Source organism: Mesobacillus sp. LC4 (genome assembly GCF_053543455.1).
Map to the genome: position 1 here is coordinate 275,284 of NZ_JBGCUB010000001.1, position 22,893 is coordinate 298,176.

Consider the following 22,893-nt stretch of genomic DNA (forward strand, 5'->3'; position numbering starts at 1 on the left):
CGTGACAATTTTCTCGAGTTATTTTGTTTACAATATGGTCTGTAAGAGATATACTACTAAAGGTAAATCGGAATGATTCTTATTTTTCGGGTGATAAAAAATGGACTCTAATAAATACATCGTCCAGGTGCAGGATCTTTATTATAGATATGATAAAGAAAATGTTCTTGAAAATATAAATCTGTCTATTCAAAAGGGAAGCTTTTTAGCGATTGTCGGACCCAATGGCTCAGGCAAGTCGACATTGCTTAAGCTGATGCTGGGATTGATCAAGCCACAGAAAGGTTCTATCTCCCTGTTTGGACATGATATTAGCAAATTTAAGGAACAGCATAAAATTGGCTTCGTTTCTCAGAAGGCAAATTCTTTCAACACAGGCTTCCCTGCTACTGTATTTGAGGTCGTGGCCAGTGGGCTGACGAAGAAGCTAGGCCTTTTCAACTTTTTAAAGAAAAGTGATCATGCAAAAATAAAGCATGCTATCGAGTCGGTCGGGATGGGGAAATTTCTCGACAGGAATATTGGAGAGCTTTCTGGTGGCCAACAGCAACGGATTTTCATCGCAAGGGCTTTGGTCAGTGAGCCTGAACTCCTGATTTTAGATGAACCAACAGTAGGTGTGGACGTTCAAAACGTCAACTCTTTTTATGAAATGCTCGAAACGCTTAATAAAGAGAAAGGGATCACTTTACTTTTGGTCACTCACGATATTGGTACGATTTCAGAAAAAGTCACGAATGTTGCCTGCCTGAATAAAAACATGCATTTCCATGGAAGTGCCGAGGAATTTGAACAAATGAAGCTCAATGATGTTTCAGAGATTTATGGACATGATGTCCATGTCTTGACACACGATCATCACCATCACGAAGGAGGGCACCTTCATGATTAGCGGACTGTTGCAATATGAATTCTTGCAGAATGCTTTTTTGACTGGTATGATCATTGGCGTTATTGCTCCGCTTCTCGGTGTTTTTATCGTCGTCAGAAGACTTTCTCTTATAGCGGATGCCCTCAGTCATGTGACACTGGCGGGGATTGCGGCGAGTCTGCTGCTCGAGAAAAAATTCTTGATTTTCAGTGGGTTGAATCCTCTTTACATGGGAATGGCTTTTTCAGTTGGAGGCTCATTGTTCATCGAAAAGCTGCGTACTGTCTATAAACATTACCAGGAACTCGCGATTCCTATCATCCTTTCAGGGGGAATCGGACTTGGGGTCATTTTCATTTCGCTGGCTGATGGCTTCAATACAGATTTGTTCAGTTATTTATTCGGAAGCGTGAGCGCGGTAAGCAGGGCTGACCTATGGACTATCCTCATTATCAGCATCCTGGTCATAGCGCTTGTTGTTTTATTGTATAAAGAACTTTTCCTATTATCATTTGATGAGGAATATGCTAGGGCGACGGGTATTGCCGCAAAGACGCTCCACTTTATCTTCATTGTTATGGTGGCATTGGTGATCGCAGCATCAATGAGAATCGTGGGTATCTTGCTGGTCTCTTCCCTGATGACTCTGCCAGTTGCTGCGAGCATCCGTTTCGCGAAAGGCTTCAAGCAAACCATCTTCTATTCCATCCTATTTGGTGAGGTATCAGTATTGGGCGGTTTATTCCTGTCCTATTATCTGGACCTTGCTCCAGGCGGAACGATTGTTATGATAGCAGTACTCATCCTTGTGCTGGCGATTTGGCTAAAAAAACGTGCAGCAACAAGATCCATCTAACGGGGTGATTTCATGAATGTGAATGAAGCAATGAACCTGTTGAAGGAACAGGGATACAAACATACCGGTAAACGTGAGGATATGCTCCAGCTGTTCTCTGATAATGACAAATATTTGACTGCTCGTGATGTACTTGAACAGATGAAGGGAAATTACCCAGGCCTGAGCTTCGATACCATCTACCGCAATTTGAGCGTATTTGCTGAATTGGGGATTCTTGAAATGACAGAGCTATCTGGTGAAAAGCATTTCCGCTTCACCTGCTCTCACAAAGAGCATCATCATCACTTCATTTGTCTTGACTGCGGGAAAACGAAGGAAATTGAGACCTGTCCGATGAGGAATATCGAAGCAAGCTTCAAAGGCTATGATATATCGGGACATAAGTTCGAAATATATGGTCGATGCCCTGATTGCGTCCAATAACTTATAATGAAGAAAAAAATAAAAAAACGGCCATGCAAATGGCCGTTTTAACTATTTTTGTGCCAATTTTCTACCCATTCATTCGCTTCCTGCCAATTGTTGACACGAATCACTCCATCAGGAATCGGTTCCTGGTTATAAGGAGTGTTGAAAAGAATCACCGGGATACTCAGTTCTTCATGGAGGTTTACTGCATTATCATGTTTATCTTCGAAAAATATATCCACATCGTATTTGCGGGCTGCCTCGATTTTATCATGTGAGCCAATCAGGTGGATGTCATGATATTTAAGTTCATTTACGGAGAACCATTCTTTCGTCAGGTCGAGTAAATGTCTGCCTCTTGCACTGATAAAATATAGTTCGTGCTCATTCTCCCAGCTCTTTAGAATATCCTTGGCTCCTTCTGCTAAAGGAGATTTAGAATAAATGACAGGTTCCATTTTTTTAAACCAGGCTGCGAATTCTTTTTCGGAAACCGATACCAAGGGCATAAAATCATATTGCTTGATATCATCCAGTGTAATATTCAAATCGAATCCTTCATTTAAATAAGGTACAAATGTAGTGGGACAAGTGACTGTACCGTCAATATCTATGCCGAAACGTTTTTTCATCCATCTTCTCCTTAAACATTCTTCTTTCTTTCATCTTACCAAATATGGATAGTCCACAAAAGATTTACTTTCTCAAGATTTAGTCAAACATTGCCATGATGAAATCCTCTCTGCTCGTAAACAATAATAAATGCTCCACTTAAGAAAGCGAGGGATTAAAGTGGCAGACCAAGAACGAAAACAGAGAGGTACCGAATATATCACTGAACCTAAGCAGGATGTCATCACGATCAGGGATGCGCGTGATGAAATATACCAGGAAGAAACAGCAACAGAACTGTATGCTCCTGCACGTGATGAACATTACCAGGAAATGACTGCGATAGCCGGACCTGAACGTGATGAACACTATCAGGAAATGACGGCAATCGCTGGACCTGGACGTGATGAGTACTATCAGGAGATGACAGCAATTGCCCGTCCTGGACAGTACCAGGAAGAAACAGCGGCAGAAATTGCTGCTCCTGCCCCACCTGCGATTAACAGAAGGTCAGAAGAGGAAAGTACAACTGGAGGACGAGGGCTTGCTTACTCAGCTCTTGCTCTATCGATCTTGTCGCTGTTTATTTTACCTGTTCTTTTTGGAGCAGCAGGGATTGTCCTTGGTTTCATGGCTCGCAGAAGAGGATCCGCTATCGGAAGCTGGGCCATAGGGATTGGGACAATCTCAATCTTAGTCGGTATCTTTATCCTGCCGTTCTTCTGACGGTGATATAAGATTGCCAACAAAAAATGCCCGGGAATCATTTCCCGGGCATTTTGATTGGTTATTGCTGAAGAGCAGCTTCACGAATCTTTTCTTCAGCAATTTTATCGATTTCTTTCTTAAGTTCTTCAACCATTGTTTCTTCAGGCACTTTACGGACAATCTCTCCTTTTCTGAAAAGAAGTCCTTCGCCTCTTGCCCCTGCAATGCCGATATCAGCTTCACGTGCTTCTCCAGGGCCGTTAACAGCACATCCAAGGACAGCGACCTTGATCGGTGCCTTAATCTTTGAGATGTACTCTTCCACCTCGTTGGCGATGCTGATTAGATCGATTTCAATCCGTCCGCATGTTGGGCATGAAATCAATGTTGCAGCATTGGCTGCAAGGCCAAATGACTTTAACAATTCTCTCGCAACTTTTACTTCCTCCACTGGATCGGCGCTTAAAGATACCCTGACAGTGTTTCCGATTCCCTTGCTGAGAATCGCTCCAAGGCCAGCAGCACTTTTCACAGTACCTGCAAATAAAGTCCCTGATTCCGTGATCCCAAGATGAAGCGGATAATCAAAAGCCTTTGCTGCTTTCTCATATGCTTCAATCGCCAGGTTTACATCAGAAGCCTTCATTGAGACGATGATATTGTGGAAGTCAAGATCCTCAAGGATTTTAATATGGTGCAAAGCACTCTCTACCATGCCATCCGCTGTAGGGTAGCCATATTTTTCGAGGATCCTTCTTTCAAGAGAGCCCGCATTAACACCGATTCTGATCGGGATACCGCGTTCTTTTGCAGCTTTTACGACAGCCTCTACCTTCTCTCGCTTGCCGATATTTCCCGGGTTGATCCTGATTTTATCAGCTCCGCCTTCAATTGCTTTAAGTGCAAGACGGTAATCAAAATGGATATCTACAACAAGAGGTATGTTAATTCTTTTTTTGATTTCTGATATGGCATTGGCTGCTCTTTCATCTGGACAGGCCACGCGGACGATCTGGCAGCCCGCTTCTTCAAGGCGCATGATTTCAGCAACGGTCGCTTCGACATCATGCGTCTTGGTTGTCGTCATACTCTGGATGACAACTTCATTGTTGCCTCCAATGGTTAAATTCCCTACCTTAATTGGGCGGGTTTTGGTACGATGTATAATTTCACTCAACAGTGATTCGCTCCTTTGAAAAATGGAATTCATGAAAATGTTCCTAAAGTTGCATAACCCCATTTTATCAATTCTTTGCTCAAATTGACAAGGAAAGACTTCAATTGTTAGCCTTTGCTAATTTTGGCTGCTGTAGTCCGGGAATTTATAGGTGTTTCCGAACTTGATCTTTTGGGGATCTGTTCCATTGTTCAACTTTTTGAAGTCCTCCACCGCTTGTGAGACAGGAACGTCAAGTGGACTTTCTAAATATCTGTCAATGACTGATAGTACTGTATCACCAGGAAGTACTTCATGCTCGAAAAATGGAGTTTCTTGTGAACTTTGTACTTCTGCTTTCTCTGCCTTATGTTTTGTCGCCATTTCAGGTTCCTGCATTTTTGCCGCTGGAAGGGTCCCTATGCTCAAATCATTGTAGACTGCGTAAGCTAAGATCAAGAAAAGAAATAAACTTGCCAGTTTTTTCATGGGACCTTCCTCCTTTAATGCTTATATCATTATTTATGCGGGTGGAATAGAGTTAAGAACCAATTTGATAGAAAAAATGAAAGTTTTAAAAAAAGAATTGAATAAGTAGGATGCATTCTAATTGAGAGACTTCATTTGTTTAAGAAAATGAATAAAGGGGCAGAAAGAAAGAAAACCATAGGATAAGGCAAAAAAAATACGCCAGAGGCGCATTTTTAACTTTCCTTAGGGTCAATTGCACGCAGTTCTTTAATGGCTAAAAGCAGCATCATTGAAGCTACAAACCAATTGACTGAGAAACTGAAGGGCACTTCTGTTTTTAAAAATGCCATGATCGTAAAAAATATAGTAGGGAGTGCTGTACTATATGCGGCCATTCTCCATAAATGTCTGTATTGCAGCTTTCTGCCAGCGAGATTTTTTAAAAGAAGTCCAAAAAGGGCTAGTAGAGACACCTCAATGAATTTCATCCCGCTTGAAAAAACATAGACGACAATAAACAATAGGACCAGCAACACGGGAAGTGAAGATTCAGCGGTGTCGACAAGTGAAATGAGGTCATCCTTTGTCATCGTTTCACTAGAGAACAGAGAGTAAGGAACAGCATTGGTTTCTCCACCGGCAGCAAGAACGATTTCTTCCTGAAGCATGGCAACATTCGCATCCATTCCAGTCAGCTCTCCTTGATCAATCGCGCCGGTTGGATCAAAAATTAACGTGAAACTTCCATTTTTGATGGTTAAAGGTGCTTTTATGTCGGATTGCAGTACACCCTCTTCAATTGTGAAGGAGGGAAGGTCTTTTTGGATCGATTGCTTTACCGTGCCTACAGCTTCTGAGATACCCGCAAACATATAATAGACAACTGGCAAGATAGAAATAAGTGTAAGCAAGAAGACGAATAAGATAGTTTTGCCTATTCCCTGAAATCTTGCGTCCGCTATTACCTTAGGGGAATACATGCTTTTTGCGATTTGTGTGAAGATATTCATAGTTACACGTCCTTTAATAGAGATACACTCCCTATTTTAGCTTTTGAAGCAGTTGAATAACAACCATTTTAAAATTGCTTTGTAACATTTCTGTAACATAAGGAGGAAATGTTAAGGTATTGTAAATTCGCTGCTTAAATAGTTTACTTTTCATTAATATTTCCTTCATAATAATCATGTTTGTAGATGTTTGTCGAAATAAATCTAGGGGTTGAAAAAATGGAATTGAATTTACAAGAAATGCTGTTTGAGTTCTTTGGTGGACTTGGTATCTTTTTATACGGCATTAAATTCATGGGTGATGGTTTGCAGAAGTCAGCGGGGGATCGATTGCGTGATGTCCTGGACCGCTTTACAACAAACCCCGTCATGGGTGTTTTAGCTGGGCTTATTGTTACTGTATTGGTCCAGAGCAGTTCTGCCACGACGGTCATAACTGTAGGACTTGTTAGTGCAGGTTTCATGACACTGCGCCAGGCGATTGGGGTCATCATGGGCGCAAACATCGGAACGACTATTACCGCGTTTATTATTGGTATTGATGTGGGTGAGTATGCGTTGCCAATCATTGCCGTTGGTTCTATCCTTTTGTTCTTCTTTAAAAGTAAGAAGGTACATAATATCGGACAAATCGTTTTCGGTTTTGGTGCCTTATTTTATGGTCTCGAGTTGATGAGCGGAGGAATGAAGCCGCTTCGAAGTCTCGAATCATTCCATGATTTGACAGTCGAACTCAGCTCTAATCCATTCTTGGGAGTTGTAATCGGTACAGTTTTCACTGTAATCGTGCAAAGTTCAAGTGCGACGATTGGTATTCTTCAGGGATTGCATGCTGAAAACCTGATTAACCTTGATGGAGCTCTGCCAGTTTTATTTGGTGATAACGTTGGAACGACGATTACTGCTGTACTTGCAGCAATTGGTACTTCTGTAGCAGCAAAAAGAGCAGCTGCAACTCATGTGTTATTTAACTTGATCGGTACGACACTGTTTTTAATTCTTTTAAAGCCCTTTACTTTTATAATAGAGATTCTAAGAGACAATCTTTCTTTGAATCCAGAAATGACCATAGCATTTGCTCATGGGCTTTTCAATACAACTAATACGCTGATCCAGCTGCCTTTTGTTGCAGCACTTGCATTGATTGTAACGAAGCTTATTCCTGGTGAGGATTCAATCGTTGACTATAAGGCTCAGCATCTTGATCCTGTTTTTATTGAGCAATCTCCATCTATTGCTCTTGGGCAGGCCAAGGAAGAAGTCCTGCGCATGGGTAAGTTTGCGTTAAAAGGACTAGAAGAAACGAATGAATTCCTAAAAACAAAAAATACAAAGCATTCTAATAATGCTTTGCAGCTGGAAGAAGCGATCAATAATCTTGATAGGAAAATTACAGATTATCTTGTAGATTTGTCAACAAGCTCTTTATCAGAGCATGAATCAGAAGAGCATAGTATGCTGATGGACACAGTTCGAGATATTGAAAGAATCGGAGATCATTTCGAGAATATTGTAGAACTGATTGAGTATCAGCAAGCCAATAAAGTGAAGATGACCGATACGGCTATGGAAGACCTGGAAGTGATGTTCAACCTGACTGTTAGTACTGTGGAAGAAGCGCTTCAGGCATTGGACCAAAAGAGTCCGGAAGCTGCCAAAGCAGTAGTCACAAAAGAAGATGAGATTGACAGAATGGAACGTACGCTTAGAAAGCAGCATATCCTTCGCATGAACGAAGGTCAGTGTACAGGACAGGCTGGAATCGTATTCGTAGACATCATCAGCAACCTGGAGCGAATCGGTGACCATGCAGTAAACATCGCTGAATACGTTTTAGGCGAACAGAAATAGTGGTAAAATAAGCAAAGGGAAACCTTTGCTTATTTTATTTCACAATCAAAAAGGATGGAATGAATGGAATATATTTATTGGATAATCATTGGAGTGTTATTCGTTGGAGCTTTTGCAAGTTTGGTCGTGCCAATCTTGCCTGGTGTCCTTTTAATGTTAGGCGGCTTCATCCTTTACGGCTTGTTTTTTTCATTTGAGCCTTTTAACTGGTTATTTTGGTCCATTCAGGGACTCTTTGTTGCTTTGTTATTTGGAGCTGATTATGTTGCTAATATTATAGGGGTAAAAAAATATGGCGGGAGCAAAGCGGGCATGTGGGGAAGCACAATTGGTTTGCTAGTCGGTCCCTTTGTCATTCCGATCCTCGGAATCCTGGTTGGTCCATTTTTGGGAGCGGCACTTGCGGAACTGCTCGTTAATAAAAAGAACCTGAATGAAGCGATTAAGGTTGGCTTCGGTTCTGTCGTTGGTTTTGTCAGCAGTGTGGTGACAAAAGGAATCATCATGACCATCATGATTGTTTATTTCTTCATACTTATATAAAAAAATCGTGCTGGTGTGCAGCACGATTTTTTTATATGGACGGCAGTTTCGTCCTTAAGGGTATTTACATTTATTTGAGATGCAGAAGGAAGAACCTTCATAATCGTATCCTTATGCGACAGAATCGCATCCCATAAGGAAACAATTCAAAGCGAATTGTACCCTTATGTGCAGCATCGCATCCTATAAGGTAACAATTCAGAGCGAATCGTACCCTTATGCGGCAGTATCGCATCTTATAAAGTAACAATTCAAAGCGAATCGTACCCTTATGCGGCAGTATCGCATCTTATAAGGTAACAATTCAGAGCGAATCGTACCCTTATGCGACAGTATCGCATCTTATAAGGAAACAATTCAAAGCGAATTGTACCCTTATGCGGCAGTATCGCATCTTATAAGGTAACAATTCAGAGCGAATCGTATCCTTATGCGGCAGTATCGCATCCCATAAGGTAACAATTCAGAGCGAATCGTACCCTTATGCGGCAGTATCGCATCCCATAAGGTAACAATTCAGAGCGAATCGTACCCTTATGTGGCAGTATCGCATCTTATAAGGTAACAATTCAAAGCTAATCGTACCCTTATGCGGCAGTATCGCATCCCATAAGGTAACAATTCAGAGCGAATCGTATCATTATAACGAATTGTCGATGTCCATAAGGGCTCCTTTAAGAGGATAAAACCCTTTCTGAGTGTTTCTGTTTCCATATGGGCATTATTAGCACGGTTGATTAATTAAGCCCGCAAATTTCGAAGGAGCAGTTCTGGCAATCGACTTCTCTTTTTAAATAGGCGAGGTTTTTCACTGTGAATTTAAGCTGATCGTAAGCGATGATGTCTTTTTCGCGTAATTCCTTGAGCATCCTTTGAATCACTTCGCGTGTTCCATATGTGAGGTTCGCCAGCTCCTGATGGGTGAGGGGCAAATCAATCAGGATGCCTTCGTCTGTCATCACGCCATAACTGTTGCACAGTCTTATCAGAATGGAATATAAACCGCCTTTTTTACCATTCATGATCAGGTCCTGGCATTTCATCTGAGCTTTGAGATACCTGGTACTGAGCCAATTGACCATGGCGTTCATAGCGGTCCTATCATTGATGATGAATTCCTCGAATTGCTCCCTTTTTATCATGAGGATTTCGCATTCTGTTAGTGTCTTTGCAGAAAAATGATAACGTGGATTGTGTTTGAACAACTCATACTCTATGATCATTTCTTCGCCATTCAGGATTTTGAGGATGAATTCCTTTCCTTTCATATGGATACGTCCAACCGAAACGCTTCCGCTCAAGATGACATAAACATTCTCTACATGTTCATCCTCCTGAAAAAGCATCGTGTCTGGCTTGATTTTTTGGATTGTTTCCCGGTCGATGAAGTTCTGCAAAATTAAGCTGTATAATGATATGTTTTTGTCCATCAAGGTCGTCTCCTTATTAAGCCTTTCTATACTTTTGATTTAAAAGAATTGTTGTTACTGTGTCAATGGTGTATTGGTAATAAATGTAAGTTTAATCCTTGGGATGCGACTTATATCGTTGACAGGACGGCTTTCTGGCAATATTGACGATTTTCTGAAACTTTAATGGGAAAGAGGATTTGATCACTGGTACGGATCCATTTAAAGAACACATTTTCAATAATTATGATGCTAATGAAAATAAAAGGCATAATCTTCGAAGAAAAGGGGATATTAAACTCGTTCTATAAAGCATTTTATTTGAAACGATTACCGTTCTTTGGTAATCTAAACTAGAAGCACTTTTAGAACAATTCTAATTACTGAATTGTAAGATAGATTTGTTCGGAAAGTGAAAACGATACATAGGAGGATGTTAAAAATGGCATTTGAATTACCACAATTACCTTACGCATATGATGCACTTGAGCCACACATCGACAAAGAAACAATGAATATTCACCACACGAAGCACCACAACACTTATGTTACAAACCTTAACAACGCTTTGGAAGGAAACGAAGAGCTTCTTTCTAAGTCTGTTGAAGAAGTTGTTTCAAACCTTGATGCGGTTCCTGAAGCAGCACGCACTGCAGTTCGCAACAATGGCGGCGGACATGCGAACCACTCTCTATTCTGGCAAGTGATTTCTCCAAACGGAGGCGGCGAGCCTGCTGGAGAATTAGCAGAAGCAATCAACTCTAAGTTTGGCGGCTTCGAAGGCTTCAAAGAGGAATTCTCTAAAGCTGCAACTACTCGCTTCGGATCAGGCTGGGCTTGGCTTGTTGTTAACAACGGTGAGCTTGAAGTGACTAGCACTCCAAACCAGGACTCTCCATTAATGGAAGGCAAGACTCCAATCCTTGGACTTGATGTTTGGGAGCATGCATACTACCTGAACTACCAAAACAGAAGACCTGAATACATTGGTGCATTCTGGAACGTTGTTAACTGGGAAGAAGTTAGCAAGCGTTACGCTTCTGCAAAATAATAATCGTTGATATTAGAGAGGCTGGTAATTTGATGCAGCCTCTCTTTTTCATGCCCTTTTACGGTCCTTAAAGACTGTCGGGAAAAACTGAATAACCCCCTTTACTTTGTTAGAAACTACCCAAGAGAAAAGGGGAGTCGATCATGAGCAAAGTAAACAAATTATTAGGAGACATTGAACTGACAAAGGATTTAGCGCTCCTATTGATTATTGGGGGATTGTACTCATTGAGCATTGCCCTTTCGAATACCTTTGTTAACATTTATTTATGGAAGCAATCAGGTGAACTGGCTGATCTCGCAATGTATAATTTATCAATTGTTGTAGCCCAGCCGCTCACTTTTATACTTGCTGGAAGGTGGGCTAAGAAAGTCGACAGGGTGATAGTACTTCGAATCGGTGTCATTTTTCTGGCGTTGTTTTATGTAACAGTTTTGCTTGTTGGCACCAAAGCTTCTGAATTTTTGCTGCTATTAGGTGTGCTGCTCGGTATAGGATATGGTTTCTATTGGTTAGCCTACAATGTCCTTACTTTTGAAATTACTGAACCGGAAACACGAGATTTCTTTAATGGTTTTCTGGGAATCCTCGGTTCAGTCGGAGGGATGATTGGACCAGTAGCTGCAGGATTCATTATCTCCAGGCTTGAAAAATTGACCGGCTATACAGTAGTATTCGGACTTTCATTGGGACTGTTTTCAATCGCTGTATTGCTTAGTTTCTTCCTGAAACGCAGACCAGCACACGGGAAGTATTGGTTCCAGCGAATCATAGCAGAAAGAAAACATGATAAAAATTGGCGAATGGTTACAAATGCTCATTTTTTCCAAGGCCTGAGAGAGGGAGTATTTGTTTTCATTGTATCGGTTTTTGTTTTCATTGCCACTGACAGTGAGATGGCGTTGGGTACTTATGGACTGATCAATTCGGGGATTTCATTTCTTGCCTATTATTTTGTCTCAAGAATGTTGAAAAAGGAATACAGAAAAAAAGCAATCCTTGTGGGAGGAATCCTTCTTTTCCTCGCCATATTCCTGATTGTTTTCCAGGTCACATATTTCCGGCTGTTGCTGTATGCGGCTCTGATTGCAGTTGCTTATCCATTGCTTCTCGTCCCGTATGTTTCAATGACTTATGACGTTATAGGGCGCGGCTGGAAGGCGGCTGAAATGAGAATCGAATATGTAGTTGTCCGCGAGTTATTTTTGAATCTTGGCCGGGTTTCTTCTATATTACTATTCCTGGCTTCGATCCGTATCTTCAATGAAGAGCAGGCAATACCGATCCTCCTTGTCATTCTTGGGAGCGGCCATACATTGATTTACCTTTTTATCAGGAAAATCCAATTGAAGGCACCAGCATAACCGGGATGACTCCCGGTTTTTTTATTATTAATGGAAAATATTTCTGACGCGGTTTATTGATAGTAAAAGACATCCATATTCGATAAAATAATATATAGTGCATATTTTGGGACATACAGACTGAAGAGGTGGGAGAGGCTTGAACAAAAAGAAAAAAAAGACACATGTTCCATTCAGGCTGAATATGGTTTTTTTCGCGGTATTTGTTTTATTTTCAATGCTGATTTTAAGGCTTGGCATTGTTCAAATTGTTTACGGTGAGGATTTCAAACGGGAAATAGAGCGGACGGAAGATGTGACCGTGAACAATCCTGTTCCTAGAGGGAAGATGTATGACCGGAACATGAAGCCGATTGTTGATAATACGCCTAGTAAGGCAATAACGTATACAAAGAGCCAGAGCACTGATACAAAGGAGATGCTGCTGGTCGCAGAACGACTTGCAAAACTGATATCTAAGGATTCCGAGGATGACTTAAAGAAGGTCAGGGAACGGGATAAAAAGGATTACTGGATTTTAAGGAATGAAGAGCGTGCCCAAGAAAAAATAAATGAAAAAGAATGGGCAGAGTATGATGAAAAGAAACTGGATGATAAAGCACTTTATAATCTGCAGCTTGATCGGATAACGGAAAAAGAGTTGAATGAACTAACGAAGGATGACCTGGAGATTCTCGCTATTCTACGTGAGATGATGAGCGGATACGCACTATCTCCGCAAATCGTCAAGAAGGATGTAACACCTGAGGAGTTCGCTATAGTCAGTGAAAATCTCGAAATGCTGCCAGGCGTCGACACAACCACGGACTGGGAGCGTCAATATAGCTATGATAAAACGCTGAAATCCATTTTAGGGAAAGTAAGTGACTCAGAGAAGGGTCTTCCGAGAGAAAAGCTAGAGTATTATCTGGCTCGAGGGTACAGCCGGAACGACAGAGTGGGTCTAAGCTATATCGAGCAGCAATACGAGGATGTGCTGCACGGGCAGAAGGCAAAGGTGAAAAACATTACGGACAAAGGCGGAAACGTTCTTGACACACAGGTGATTACTGACGGACAGCGAGGAAAAGACCTTGTGCTGACGATCGATATGGACCTTCAGCTCGCTGTGGAGAAAATCATCGAAGAAGAATTGGCAAATGCGAAGCAGCAGCCTAGAACTGGGCTTCTGGATAGGGCATTTGTTGTATTGATGGACCCTAATACAGGTGAGGTCTTAACGCTTGCTGGAAAGCAGATCGTTAGGGATGAAGATACTGGAAAAACGGTCATGCAAGATTTTGCGAGCGGAAATTTTACAACTTCTTACAACGTTGGGTCAGCTGTTAAAGGAGCAACGATTTTAACAGGATTCAATACCGGGGCAATCAGTCCGGGTACACAGTTTTACGATACACCAATTAAAATTGCAGGCACGAATCCAAAAAAATCATGGAAAGCAGGCCTGGGTACTCTTGATGACCGCAATGCTCTAAAGGTGTCGTCTAACGTATACATGTTCAGAACGGCGATTAATATCGGAAAAGGAAATTACAAATATGATCAGCCTTTGTACCTTGAGCCCCAAGCGTTTGACACAATGAGGAATTATTTCAGTCAATTTGGCCTTGGCACAAGGACAGGTATAGACCTGCCAAATGAAATGGTCGGTTTCAAGGGCGGAGATACAGGTCCTGGTCTCTTGCTTGACTTTGCCATTGGCCAGTATGATACGTATACAAACCTTCAACTGGCACAATATGTTTCAACGATCGCAAATGGAGGCAACAGACTTCAGCCAAGGATCGTCAAAGAAATCAGAGAGCCAGTTATGAAAAATAATGAAGTGGGACCAGTCTTGAATGAATTTGAACCTGTCATCCTGAATAAGGTCGATGGCAAACCAGAATGGTTTGACAGAGTCCAGGAGGGTTTCAGAAGGGTTATGCAGGAGCGTGGCGGTACAGCCTATGGAGCATTTTATACGGCCGATTACAAACCGGCTGGCAAAACGGGGACAGCACAAGCTTATTATGATGGGCCAAAGAGAAAGAATTATGAATTGCCACCAGAAGTAATGAACTTGAGTTTGGTTGCGTATGCCCCATATCAAAATCCGGAAATTGCCATGGCTGTCATGGTACCTTGGGCGTATGAAGGAAATCAGGGTCATCATGCGAACAATGATATCGGACGGAGAGTCCTTGATACGTACTTCGAACTGAAGAAGAAGCGACTTGAAGGAAACATGAATCCTGAACAGCCAGTCCAGGAAATTGAAGAAAAAGAAGAAGGAACGGAGCTTTTAGAGGAAATCGAAGCGGAAACAGAACAATAAATCCTATTCTTAAACTGTCTCAGATGAGGCAGTTTTTTTTATTCATGCTGGGCATACTATCAGCAACCGGAAAATCCTTTGTATGTAAATCGACAGAATTACACAAAATACACCCGAATTTACAAAACCTTTACATTCAGTTAAAACAACGTTAAAAAAATAAAGTTATTCTTATTTCTGTAGGACATAACATACATTCACATCTCTTAGGGGGAATTGAAGAATGAAAAGTTTTAAAAAGATGAGTCTGTTTTTAATGCTGGCAGCTGTTATGGTATTTGCTGCAGCTTGTGGTGGTGGAGATAATGAAGGTGGAAACGGTGAAGAACTAGAAGGCAGCGTCGTCATCGATGGTTCTGGTACTGTTTATCCATTCATGGCACGTATGGCAGAAAATTATATGGGAGAACAAGAAAATGTCTCTGTTGAAGTAAGCCGCTCCGGAACATCGGCCGGTTTCAAGAAGTTCCTTGCAGAAGATGGAACAGACTTCAATGATGCTTCCCGCCAGATTAAGGAAGAAGAAAAAGCAGAAGCAGAAAAACTTGGTATTGAAGTACAGGAAATGAAAGTTGCACTTGATGGTATTACAATTGTCATCAATAAAGATAATGACTGGGCTACTGAGCTTACTGAACAAGAAGTTAAAGATATATTCCTTGCTAGTGCTGGAAAGAAAAAATGGTCTGATGTCCGTGCTGACTTCCCGGATGAAGAAATAAAAACCTATGGTCCAAATGAAAACCATGGAACATACGAATTCATGTTTGAAAAAATCCTTGAAGAACAGGATCTTCCAGAAGACATTAATCTTCAGCAGGACTACTCAACTCTAGTTGACCTTGTTTCTAAGGATAAGAATGCAATTGGTTTCTTCGGTTATGGTTATTATGAAAGCAACCAAGACAAGCTTTCTGCGGTAAAAGTCGACTTCGGCAATGGCCCTGTTGAGCCGTCTTTGGACACTATCAAAGAAGATGGTGACTATGCTCCATTTACTCGTCCGGTTTTCACATATTTAAATGTGAACAATGCTAAAGAAAAACCGCAAGTACTTGATTATGCTATTTACACAATGAACAATGCACAGGATGTTGCAAAAGAAACTGGTTTTGCACCATTATCTGACGAAGATGTAAAAGCTGTTCTTGATACATTGAATGGCATGAAGAAGTAATGCCAGACACACGAGAAGATGAGAGGTCTAACCTTCTCATCTTCTTGCGTGTGAATATGTAATATTATTTTCCCTTGGGTACTATTAGGAAAATTCTTCCTTGGATGAGAAGAATGAAAGGGGTTATTCACGTGGCAAAAAGTGTTGTCCGAGCTCACGGCCAGAAGTTGAATGTTCGTGAACTCATACAGGAAAAGAAAAGTACCAAGAGCATCACCAATACAACTGAAAAATTAATTCCTAAAATACTATTTGGTATTGCAGCAATATCCGTTTTTACGACAATTGGAATTGTACTTACATTATTGACCGAGACGATCGCTTTTTTTAAGGATGTTCCCTTTATTGATTTCTTCACAGGCACTAAATTGAAGCCGCTCGGTGAGAATGCTGTATTTGGCGTATTGCCTTTGCTTACTGGTACACTCATATCCACGGTAATTGCGATGCTTGTAGCCATTCCGGTTGGATTGATGACAGCGATTTTCCTGAGTGAGTATGCTTCTGAGAAGACTCGCAGATTATTGAAACCGATCCTTGAAATTTTGGCAGGGATTCCGACAATTGTTTATGGTTTCTTTGCTTTTACTTTTGTAACACCATTACTAAGATCATTTATTCCCGGTCTTGAACCGACAAATATATTGAGCCCAGGGATCGTAATGGGAATCATGATCATTCCGATGGTTGCCTCTTTATCGGAAGATGCAATGAGTTCTGTGCCGAATGCCATGAGAGAAGGTGCATTGGCTCTAGGTGCCACTAAGCTTGAGGTAACATGGAAGGTTGTCATACCGGCAGCTATTTCAGGTATCATTGCCTCATTTGTGCTCGGGATATCAAGGGCAATTGGCGAAACGATGATTGTTGCGATTGCTAGCGGCAGTTCAAAGAACTTCACCTTCGACGTAACACAATCGATGCAGACTATGACGGCGTATATTGTAGAAGTAACTGGCGGCGAGGCAGCTGCTGGAACAACTCTGTATTACAGCCTTTATGCTGTTGCGATGACATTATTTGTGTTCACGCTGATCATGAACCTTGTAGCTCAGTATATCTCTCGCAAGTTCAGGGAGGAATATTAAAATGAAATATGTAGATTCAACTCAAGTCCAGAAAAAAATGGGTTCCAGGTTATTGGCAAATAACCTTGCAAAAGGGTTATTCTTTTTTGCCACACTTTTCGGTCTGATTGTTTTGGTTGTTTTAATCTACCGTGTTTTAAAAGATGGTTTACCATGGGTAAACGTGGATTTCCTGATGAATAGACTATCAACTGACCCAGAAAGAGCCGGTATATGGGGAGCGATCACAGGGACACTTTGGTTGATGGTGGTAGTGGCTCCGGTAACAATGCTCCTTGGAATCGGAACAGCGATATATCTTGAAGAATATGCAACAAAAGGCCGTATTTCTTCTTTTATTAAAACGAACATCTCTAATCTGGCAGGGGTTCCTTCCGTGGTATTCGGGATCCTTGGATTGACTGTATTTGCAAGAACTCTTGATTTAGGTTCTGTAGTACTGGCCGGTGGATTGACTATGGCTTTGCTTGTCCTTCCTGTCGTGGTTGTGGCAAGCCAGGAAGCGATTCGGGCTGTTCCTCAATTCCTCCGCGAAGCATCTTTTGGCATGGGTGCGACTAAATGGCAGACAATCAAGAATGTTGTTTTGCCAGCTGCATTGCCTGGGATTCTTACTGGTGTCATCCTTGCACTCTCGCGTGCAATCGGGGAAACTGCACCTCTTGTCGTTATAGGCATTCCTGCACTGTTAATACCTATTCCAGACGGAATCTTTGATAAATTCACGATATTGCCAGTGCAAATTTATTACTGGACAATTGACTCAGCTCTTGTTGCTGAATATGCCAACCTGGCAGCTGCAACGATTGTCATTCTGTTGCTCGTTTTATTTGTGATGAACTCAATTGCCATTTTGATCCGTAATAAATTCCAAAAGAGATATTAGTCTGGGAGGATTGAACTTATGTCATTAGTAACAGATAAGGAAAAGGCTACTGTAAATACAAACACAATGAAAGAGGAAGCTCAAAAGGTTGTATATGAAACAAAGGATCTTAACCTATGGTATGGAGAAGGTCACGCGTTGAAAAATATCAACCTTGCGATCAATGAGAATGAGGTAACAGCCATCATCGGACCGTCTGGTTGCGGTAAGTCAACCTATATTAAAACGTTGAACCGAATGGTTGAACTTGTTCCGACTGTGAAAATTTCTGGTGAGATTTTATACAGGGGGAGAAACATCCTTGAAAAATCCTATCAGGTTGAAGATTTAAGGACGAGTGTAGGAATGGTATTCCAAAAGCCAAATCCGTTCCCTAAATCCATATATGATAATATCGCATATGGCCCTAAGATTCATGGTATCCGTGATAAAAAGGTTCTAGATGAAATTGTTGAAAAAAGCTTAAGAGGGGCTGCCATCTGGGATGACGTAAAAGATCGGTTGAACCAGAATGCCTATGGCCTGTCTGGCGGCCAGCAGCAGCGTATCTGTATCGCCCGTGCGCTTGCCATTGAACCGGATGTCATCCTGATGGACGAACCAACGTCAGCACTTGACCCAATTTCGACCTTGAAGGTTGAAGAACTTGTCCAGGAACTAAAAAAAGACTACAGTATCATCATTGTTACACATAACATGCAGCAGGCCGCACGTATTTCGGATAAAACCGCATTCTTCTTGAATGGTGAAGTCATCGAGTTTGCTGAGACTGATAAGATTTTCTCAAATCCATCGGATAAGAGAACAGAAGATTATATAACTGGACGTTTCGGTTGATCGAATTTATTTCATTTGGAAGGATGATGATAGATGGTAGTAAGAGGGAAATTTGATGAAGATCTGAAGACACTGCACGGAAAGTTGCTCGAACTTGGTAACTTTGCGGTCAGTGCGCTTAACCAGTCATTAGAAGCTCTCGAGAAAAAGGATATTGAACTTGCTTTGAAAATTCTTGAAGATGATGCCCAAGCGAATCTCCTTGAAGAGGAAATCAATGACTTTGCTATCCTTTTGATTGCGAAGCAGCAGCCTGTAGCTGTGGATTTAAGAAGGCTGATTGTCGCGATCAAGATTGCGACAGATATCGAAAGAATGGCAGACTTCGCCGTTAACATTGCGAAATCGACGATCAGGATTGGAAAAGAGCCGCTTGTAAAGCCAATTGAGCATATTAAGCAAATGCACCAAATCTCTCTTGAAATGCTTAAACTGTCATTAGAGGCATATAATGAAGAGGATCTGGGAAAGGCGCGGCAGGTTGCACAAATGGATGACCAGGTAGATGACCTTTATGGAGAAACAATAAAGGAACTATTGAAACTTGCGCAAACGAAGCCTGAACAGCTGGCGCAGATCACTCAGCTTTCCTTTATCAGCCGTTATCTTGAACGATCAGCAGACCATGTAACGAATATAGCCGAGAATGTCTTTTACCTTGTAAAAGGAAAGAGATATGATCTTAATCAATAAGGATGAAGGAGCAGGGATTCCCTGCTCCTTTTTAAATTCTAAAAGAAAGACCCTCCGAAAGAGGGCCTTCATCATTATCTATTTTTTGTGATGATCTTGGCGATCTGGTGATAATCCAGGCCGCTGGTCAATTCGTATTTGCCGATTTGAACCTTAGTATGGTAACCCTGATCAATCAGGAATCGCTCGAATTTTGTTTCGTCGTCGATGATTTCCTGGCTTGCCAGCATGGTCGCGACATCACCTGGTGACATCCCGCCGGCGATTATGAGGGTGAACTTCTTTTCTTCCTTTACTTCTTCTGCTTTCTCAGCAGGAGCTTCTTCTTTTGGTTTTTCTTCTTTTACCACTTCTGCTTTTTTCTCGTTAAGTTTGGCATATTCGCCGCTGCTCAACACTTTATAGCCTTTTTCTTCAAGAATCTTCTTGGCATCTGTAACGCCAACTTCCTTCTCTGGCTCTTTTTTGGCGATCACGCTGCTGCCCGCCCAGAGAAAAATCGCTGCAAAAATTAGTCCTAATGCGAATGCTTGAGCTGTTCGTTTATTCATACGATCTGTCCTTTATCAACAAATTCATTAATGATTTCCTGGACTTCCTGGTTTGTGAGAGATGATTGCTTAGCAATTTGATTTATATCCATCCCTTGCTGGGCAAGTGACCAGACTTGGTTTTTAATGATTTCGTGTATTTGCTTTTTCCCAGTATGAAATGAAGATTGCTTTTCCAGAGTGGTATCACTAACAAGCAATTCTTCCTCCAATACTTTAAGCTTTTTCTTGATTTGGTATAGATCCTGGATTTGTTGGATTGTCAGCTGGTCGATTTCTTCTCGCAATTCTTTGTAAGGATCCTTTAAAAAGAATGAAATGACGAAAAGAAGCACGGCCAGGACAAAAAGGCTGGTGATTATATAGCCCATCTGTTATTCCTCCCGAGCTGTTATTAGAACACATAGAATTAGTTTACCATTCAAGTTTGGATAATTCGATTGATATTTTTTTCCTGAAAAAAAATGATAGTTTTGTCTTATTATGATTTCCAATCGTTGTAAAGGCTGTCGAATCCCCTCCAAATTTGTAATCCTAAAAGACTACTGAAAAATAATTGGAGAGTTCGGCACAGAATACCAAGCAAGCTGCAAATTGCGACAATTTGCGTTCATTGTAGCGGGCAGAGGAACATGCTAACATAAATTTAACGAATATATTTTCACTTCTATTCATATAATAGTTCATTTGGAGGTGCATCGTGACAGAGAGGCAACATAAATTATACAAGCTTCAGGATCAGTTAGTTGCGAGAAGCCTTTCGCCTGGAAAGCTGCTGGTTTACTGGCAGCTGCAGGATGAAAAAGTGAAGTTCATTGGTGATTACTTTTATATACCGGAAGACAAGATTATCAGGAGCCTGCGCTTATTTGAACAGGGTTCCAGAAGAGTCCTCCAGGAGGTGATTCTTCGTCCAGATGTGTCAAGCTGGATGTTCAAGGGAATCAAGCACAACGGTAATTATTATGTTGAGCTGGGAGTTAAACGCAGTCTCGAGACGTTTTTGCCATTATTACAATCCAATTCGATTATTCTGGATGGCAGCAACCAATTAACAACAGTTCAGCCACCTGCACCCGGGTGGGTTGGTAAGGTGAGCACCTACACCTATTATGAGAATCTGGAAGGGAGCATCCACAAGTGAAAGCCATCGAGAATAAAGAAAAAACTATTTTAATGCTCTCATGGGAATATCCACCCCATATAATAGGCGGGCTTGCCAGACATGTACATGCATTGTCAGATGAGCTTTCCAAAAGAAATCAGCAAATACATGTTCTCACGAGTAAACCAAATGATAGCACAGACTATGAAAAACAAGGGAATGTTCACATTCACCGTGTAAATCCCATCAACGAACAGGATTCCGATTTCCTCTCCTGGATGGCAGGGTTGAATGTTGCCATCATCCAAGAGGGATTGAATATCGCAAACCATATTGAATTCGATCTTGTTCATACCCATGACTGGATGACGGGAGCTGCAGCAGCTTTTCTGAGCAAAAAATTGGAGATACCACTGATTGCAACAGTGCATGGTACGGAGTTTGGGCGGAATAAAGGTATTTTTTCGGATCTTCAGCAATTTATTGCAAACAAAGAGAATGAACTCTGCCATGATGCAGATGAAATCATCGTATGCAGTGATTTTATGGAAGCTGAGGTCATCTCTTTATTCAAAGTCCCGATCGAAAAAGTTACTGTCATTCCAAATGGGGCAGTTTCAGGCACAGTGGAGCAGCCAGCTTTCGATATCGAGGAGTTATATCCATTTATAAAAGGTAAGAAGCTGATTTTCTCCTTAGGAAGAATTGTTAAAGAAAAAGGGTTCCAAACCTTGATTGCTGCTGCAGGCCTGTTGAAGCATAAGCAAATGGAAGTATGTTTTGTGATAGCTGGTAATGGGCCTCTATTAGACTGGTACAGGGAAAAGGTCAGGGAGCTGGGACTCGATGGATTTGTCCATTTTATTGGCTTCATAAATGAAGATATCCGGACAAGCATGATGATGAGAGCCGATCTCGCTGTTTTTGCAAGCAGTTATGAGCCATTTGGACTTGCGGCTGCTGAGGCACTTGCTGCAGGTGTCCCGACTGTCGTCGCGAAAACCGGAGGAATGCAAACATTGATCGAGGATTATCAAACCGGATTCTATATGCAGCCAGAGAATGAAAAAAGTCTTGTCCACATTATAGAATGGATTCTTGAAAATGAAGCCTTGACTAAAGTAATCGGCCGAAGAGCTAAGGAATCCATCAATGAGAAATTCAGCTGGGCACAAAATGCGAAGGATACAGATACACTATATATAAGTGCGTTATCAAAAAATTGCCAAAAGGAGGGTGTTAGATGAAGGTGAATGCTTATCTCCAAATCGACAATGAAGAAAACTACGAACGGAGCAGAAAACCACTGATTTTCAGTCCAGGCATTTGGGTGAATGGTAAAGTGTATTGGCTTGGTAATATGACGGAGAAACTTCTGCCCCAGGAAGATCTATCGATACGAATCAAACAAGCAAATGTCCACTCAAAGGTTGATTTTTTCGATCTATATGTCACCAACCATTCGAAAGTGGAAAAAGAAGCGAGGCTGATTTTGATGCAGCGCCATGCAGAAAGTGCCACCGAACAATTCAGCTTTGTTTCACCAAATGAAAATGTGATTTTTCATTTTGCGGATAAGAGGGTATACCTCGTAAATGGAGTGAATGGCAATGGAAGGATGAAGCAGTGTACAGTGCAGCCGATATGGAATGTGAGCACTGAACGGCTTTGGAATTGCCGGAAAACAGGGAAGCTTAATTATCAGCCAATGGCAAAGGGTTCAGCAGCAAGTCTGTTCTCACTTGATCTGAAAATGAACCCTCGTGAAACACAAAAAAGCAGCTGCTGGATGATTGAAGGGGATGAAAAAAATACAGTAGTTCACCTGAATACAATGCTTTTAAAAAACACACTAGCAATTCCCGACAAAAAGTGATATTATAGAAAAGTCGTATGCACGAACCTAGCTTGAATAGTTTGGAGGGA

Annotated in this window: 24 protein-coding genes; 17 read left to right on the forward strand and 7 right to left on the reverse strand. The window is 41.4% G+C overall.

The window, feature by feature from the left end:
• Positions 1-100: 100 nt before the first annotated feature.
• From AB5I83_RS01330 to AB5I83_RS01340, 3 genes are read left to right on the forward strand one after another with little or no spacing between them, the layout of a single operon-like run.
• The gene (locus tag AB5I83_RS01330; protein WP_448972270.1) at positions 101-892 is read left to right on the forward strand and encodes a metal ABC transporter ATP-binding protein; all 792 of its coding nucleotides are present in this window, start codon (positions 101-103) and stop codon (positions 890-892) included.
• Positions 885-1,727 carry a metal ABC transporter permease gene (locus AB5I83_RS01335; protein WP_226085359.1) on the forward strand — a complete coding sequence of 281 codons (843 nt, stop codon included), beginning with the start codon at positions 885-887 and terminating at the stop codon, positions 1,725-1,727. Before AB5I83_RS01330 ends, AB5I83_RS01335 begins: the two co-directional genes overlap by 8 nt.
• A 12-nt stretch (positions 1,728-1,739) precedes the next feature.
• A complete protein-coding gene (locus tag AB5I83_RS01340) occupies positions 1,740-2,153 on the forward strand; it encodes a Fur family transcriptional regulator (protein WP_214778268.1) in 414 nt (137 codons plus the stop codon).
• 47 nt (positions 2,154-2,200) lie between these two features.
• Here the strand turns inward: AB5I83_RS01340 and AB5I83_RS01345 are convergent, their stop codons facing one another.
• Positions 2,201-2,770 carry a 5' nucleotidase, NT5C type gene (locus AB5I83_RS01345; RefSeq protein WP_167831579.1) on the reverse strand — a complete coding sequence of 190 codons (570 nt, stop codon included), beginning with the start codon at positions 2,768-2,770 and terminating at the stop codon, positions 2,201-2,203.
• 160 nt (positions 2,771-2,930) lie between these two features.
• On the opposite strand from AB5I83_RS01345, the gene AB5I83_RS01350 reads away from it, so the two are divergent.
• Positions 2,931-3,476, forward strand: coding sequence for a DUF4190 domain-containing protein (locus tag AB5I83_RS01350; RefSeq protein ID WP_413231353.1), 546 nt, complete (start codon positions 2,931-2,933; stop codon positions 3,474-3,476).
• 61 nt (positions 3,477-3,537) lie between these two features.
• Here the strand turns inward: AB5I83_RS01350 and ispG are convergent, their stop codons facing one another.
• The 3 genes from ispG to AB5I83_RS01365 all read right to left on the reverse strand — a co-directional run bounded on the left by ispG (position 3,538) and on the right by AB5I83_RS01365 (position 6,095).
• Positions 3,538-4,626, reverse strand: a complete 1,089-nt coding sequence (ispG, locus tag AB5I83_RS01355; RefSeq protein WP_226087921.1) for a flavodoxin-dependent (E)-4-hydroxy-3-methylbut-2-enyl-diphosphate synthase — start codon at positions 4,624-4,626, stop codon at positions 3,538-3,540.
• 126 nt (positions 4,627-4,752) lie between these two features.
• Positions 4,753-5,103, reverse strand: coding sequence for a hypothetical protein (locus AB5I83_RS01360; RefSeq protein WP_448972274.1), 351 nt, complete (start codon positions 5,101-5,103; stop codon positions 4,753-4,755).
• A gap of 215 nt (positions 5,104-5,318) precedes the next feature.
• Positions 5,319-6,095, reverse strand: coding sequence for a DUF1189 domain-containing protein (locus tag AB5I83_RS01365; RefSeq protein ID WP_448972276.1), 777 nt, complete (start codon positions 6,093-6,095; stop codon positions 5,319-5,321).
• A 219-nt stretch (positions 6,096-6,314) separates the two neighbouring features.
• On the opposite strand from AB5I83_RS01365, the gene AB5I83_RS01370 reads away from it, so the two are divergent.
• Both AB5I83_RS01370 and AB5I83_RS01375 read left to right on the forward strand, forming a co-directional pair.
• Positions 6,315-7,946, forward strand: a complete 1,632-nt coding sequence (locus AB5I83_RS01370) for a Na/Pi cotransporter family protein (protein WP_226085355.1) — start codon at positions 6,315-6,317, stop codon at positions 7,944-7,946.
• Between the two features lie 63 nt (positions 7,947-8,009).
• A complete protein-coding gene (locus AB5I83_RS01375) occupies positions 8,010-8,489 on the forward strand; it encodes a DUF456 domain-containing protein (protein WP_448972278.1) in 480 nt (159 codons plus the stop codon).
• 737 nt (positions 8,490-9,226) lie between these two features.
• Here the strand turns inward: AB5I83_RS01375 and AB5I83_RS01380 are convergent.
• The gene (locus AB5I83_RS01380; protein ID WP_448972280.1) at positions 9,227-9,919 is read right to left on the reverse strand and encodes a Crp/Fnr family transcriptional regulator; all 693 of its coding nucleotides are present in this window, start codon (positions 9,917-9,919) and stop codon (positions 9,227-9,229) included.
• Positions 9,920-10,340: 421 nt separating this feature from the next.
• Between AB5I83_RS01380 and AB5I83_RS01385 the strand changes: the two genes are divergently transcribed.
• The 8 genes from AB5I83_RS01385 (at position 10,341) to phoU (ending at position 19,311) form a co-directional block, all read left to right on the forward strand.
• Positions 10,341-10,949 carry a superoxide dismutase gene (locus tag AB5I83_RS01385; RefSeq protein ID WP_167831572.1) on the forward strand — a complete coding sequence of 203 codons (609 nt, stop codon included), beginning with the start codon at positions 10,341-10,343 and terminating at the stop codon, positions 10,947-10,949.
• A gap of 143 nt (positions 10,950-11,092) precedes the next feature.
• Positions 11,093-12,313: an MFS transporter gene (locus AB5I83_RS01390; protein WP_448972282.1), complete on the forward strand. Its 1,221-nt coding sequence runs from the start codon at positions 11,093-11,095 to the stop codon at positions 12,311-12,313.
• Positions 12,314-12,452: 139 nt separating this feature from the next.
• Positions 12,453-14,630 carry a peptidoglycan D,D-transpeptidase FtsI family protein gene (locus tag AB5I83_RS01395; protein ID WP_448972284.1) on the forward strand — a complete coding sequence of 726 codons (2,178 nt, stop codon included), beginning with the start codon at positions 12,453-12,455 and terminating at the stop codon, positions 14,628-14,630.
• A gap of 223 nt (positions 14,631-14,853) precedes the next feature.
• The gene (locus AB5I83_RS01400; protein WP_226085351.1) at positions 14,854-15,807 is read left to right on the forward strand and encodes a PstS family phosphate ABC transporter substrate-binding protein; all 954 of its coding nucleotides are present in this window, start codon (positions 14,854-14,856) and stop codon (positions 15,805-15,807) included.
• Positions 15,808-15,920: 113 nt separating this feature from the next.
• Positions 15,921-16,895: a phosphate ABC transporter permease subunit PstC gene (gene pstC / locus AB5I83_RS01405; protein WP_448972286.1), complete on the forward strand. Its 975-nt coding sequence runs from the start codon at positions 15,921-15,923 to the stop codon at positions 16,893-16,895.
• Position 16,896: 1 nt separating this feature from the next.
• The gene (gene pstA / locus AB5I83_RS01410; protein WP_448972288.1) at positions 16,897-17,781 is read left to right on the forward strand and encodes a phosphate ABC transporter permease PstA; all 885 of its coding nucleotides are present in this window, start codon (positions 16,897-16,899) and stop codon (positions 17,779-17,781) included.
• A gap of 66 nt (positions 17,782-17,847) precedes the next feature.
• Positions 17,848-18,618, forward strand: coding sequence for a phosphate ABC transporter ATP-binding protein PstB (pstB, locus tag AB5I83_RS01415; protein ID WP_448973856.1), 771 nt, complete (start codon positions 17,848-17,850; stop codon positions 18,616-18,618).
• A 33-nt stretch (positions 18,619-18,651) separates the two neighbouring features.
• Entirely contained in the window at positions 18,652-19,311 is a 660-nt protein-coding gene (phoU, locus tag AB5I83_RS01420; RefSeq protein WP_167831565.1) for a phosphate signaling complex protein PhoU, read from the forward strand.
• A gap of 74 nt (positions 19,312-19,385) precedes the next feature.
• Here the strand turns inward: phoU and AB5I83_RS01425 are convergent, their stop codons facing one another.
• Both AB5I83_RS01425 and AB5I83_RS01430 read right to left on the reverse strand, forming a co-directional pair.
• Positions 19,386-19,862, reverse strand: a complete 477-nt coding sequence (locus tag AB5I83_RS01425) for a hypothetical protein (RefSeq protein WP_448972290.1) — start codon at positions 19,860-19,862, stop codon at positions 19,386-19,388.
• Positions 19,859-20,233 carry a hypothetical protein gene (locus AB5I83_RS01430; RefSeq protein WP_167831563.1) on the reverse strand — a complete coding sequence of 125 codons (375 nt, stop codon included), beginning with the start codon at positions 20,231-20,233 and terminating at the stop codon, positions 19,859-19,861. Before AB5I83_RS01430 ends, AB5I83_RS01425 begins: the two co-directional genes overlap by 4 nt.
• Before the next feature lie 329 nt (positions 20,234-20,562).
• On the opposite strand from AB5I83_RS01430, the gene AB5I83_RS01435 reads away from it, so the two are divergent.
• The 3 genes from AB5I83_RS01435 to AB5I83_RS01445 are packed head-to-tail and all read left to right on the forward strand — an operon-like array spanning position 20,563 to position 22,843.
• Positions 20,563-21,006, forward strand: a complete 444-nt coding sequence (locus tag AB5I83_RS01435) for a DUF4912 domain-containing protein (RefSeq protein WP_448972292.1) — start codon at positions 20,563-20,565, stop codon at positions 21,004-21,006.
• The gene (locus AB5I83_RS01440; RefSeq protein WP_448972294.1) at positions 21,003-22,214 is read left to right on the forward strand and encodes a glycosyltransferase family 4 protein; all 1,212 of its coding nucleotides are present in this window, start codon (positions 21,003-21,005) and stop codon (positions 22,212-22,214) included. Before AB5I83_RS01435 ends, AB5I83_RS01440 begins: the two co-directional genes overlap by 4 nt.
• Positions 22,211-22,843 (forward strand): hypothetical protein, encoded by a 633-nt coding sequence (locus AB5I83_RS01445; protein WP_448972296.1) that lies wholly within the window; start codon positions 22,211-22,213, stop codon positions 22,841-22,843. Before AB5I83_RS01440 ends, AB5I83_RS01445 begins: the two co-directional genes overlap by 4 nt.
• Positions 22,844-22,893: the final 50 nt, after the last annotated feature.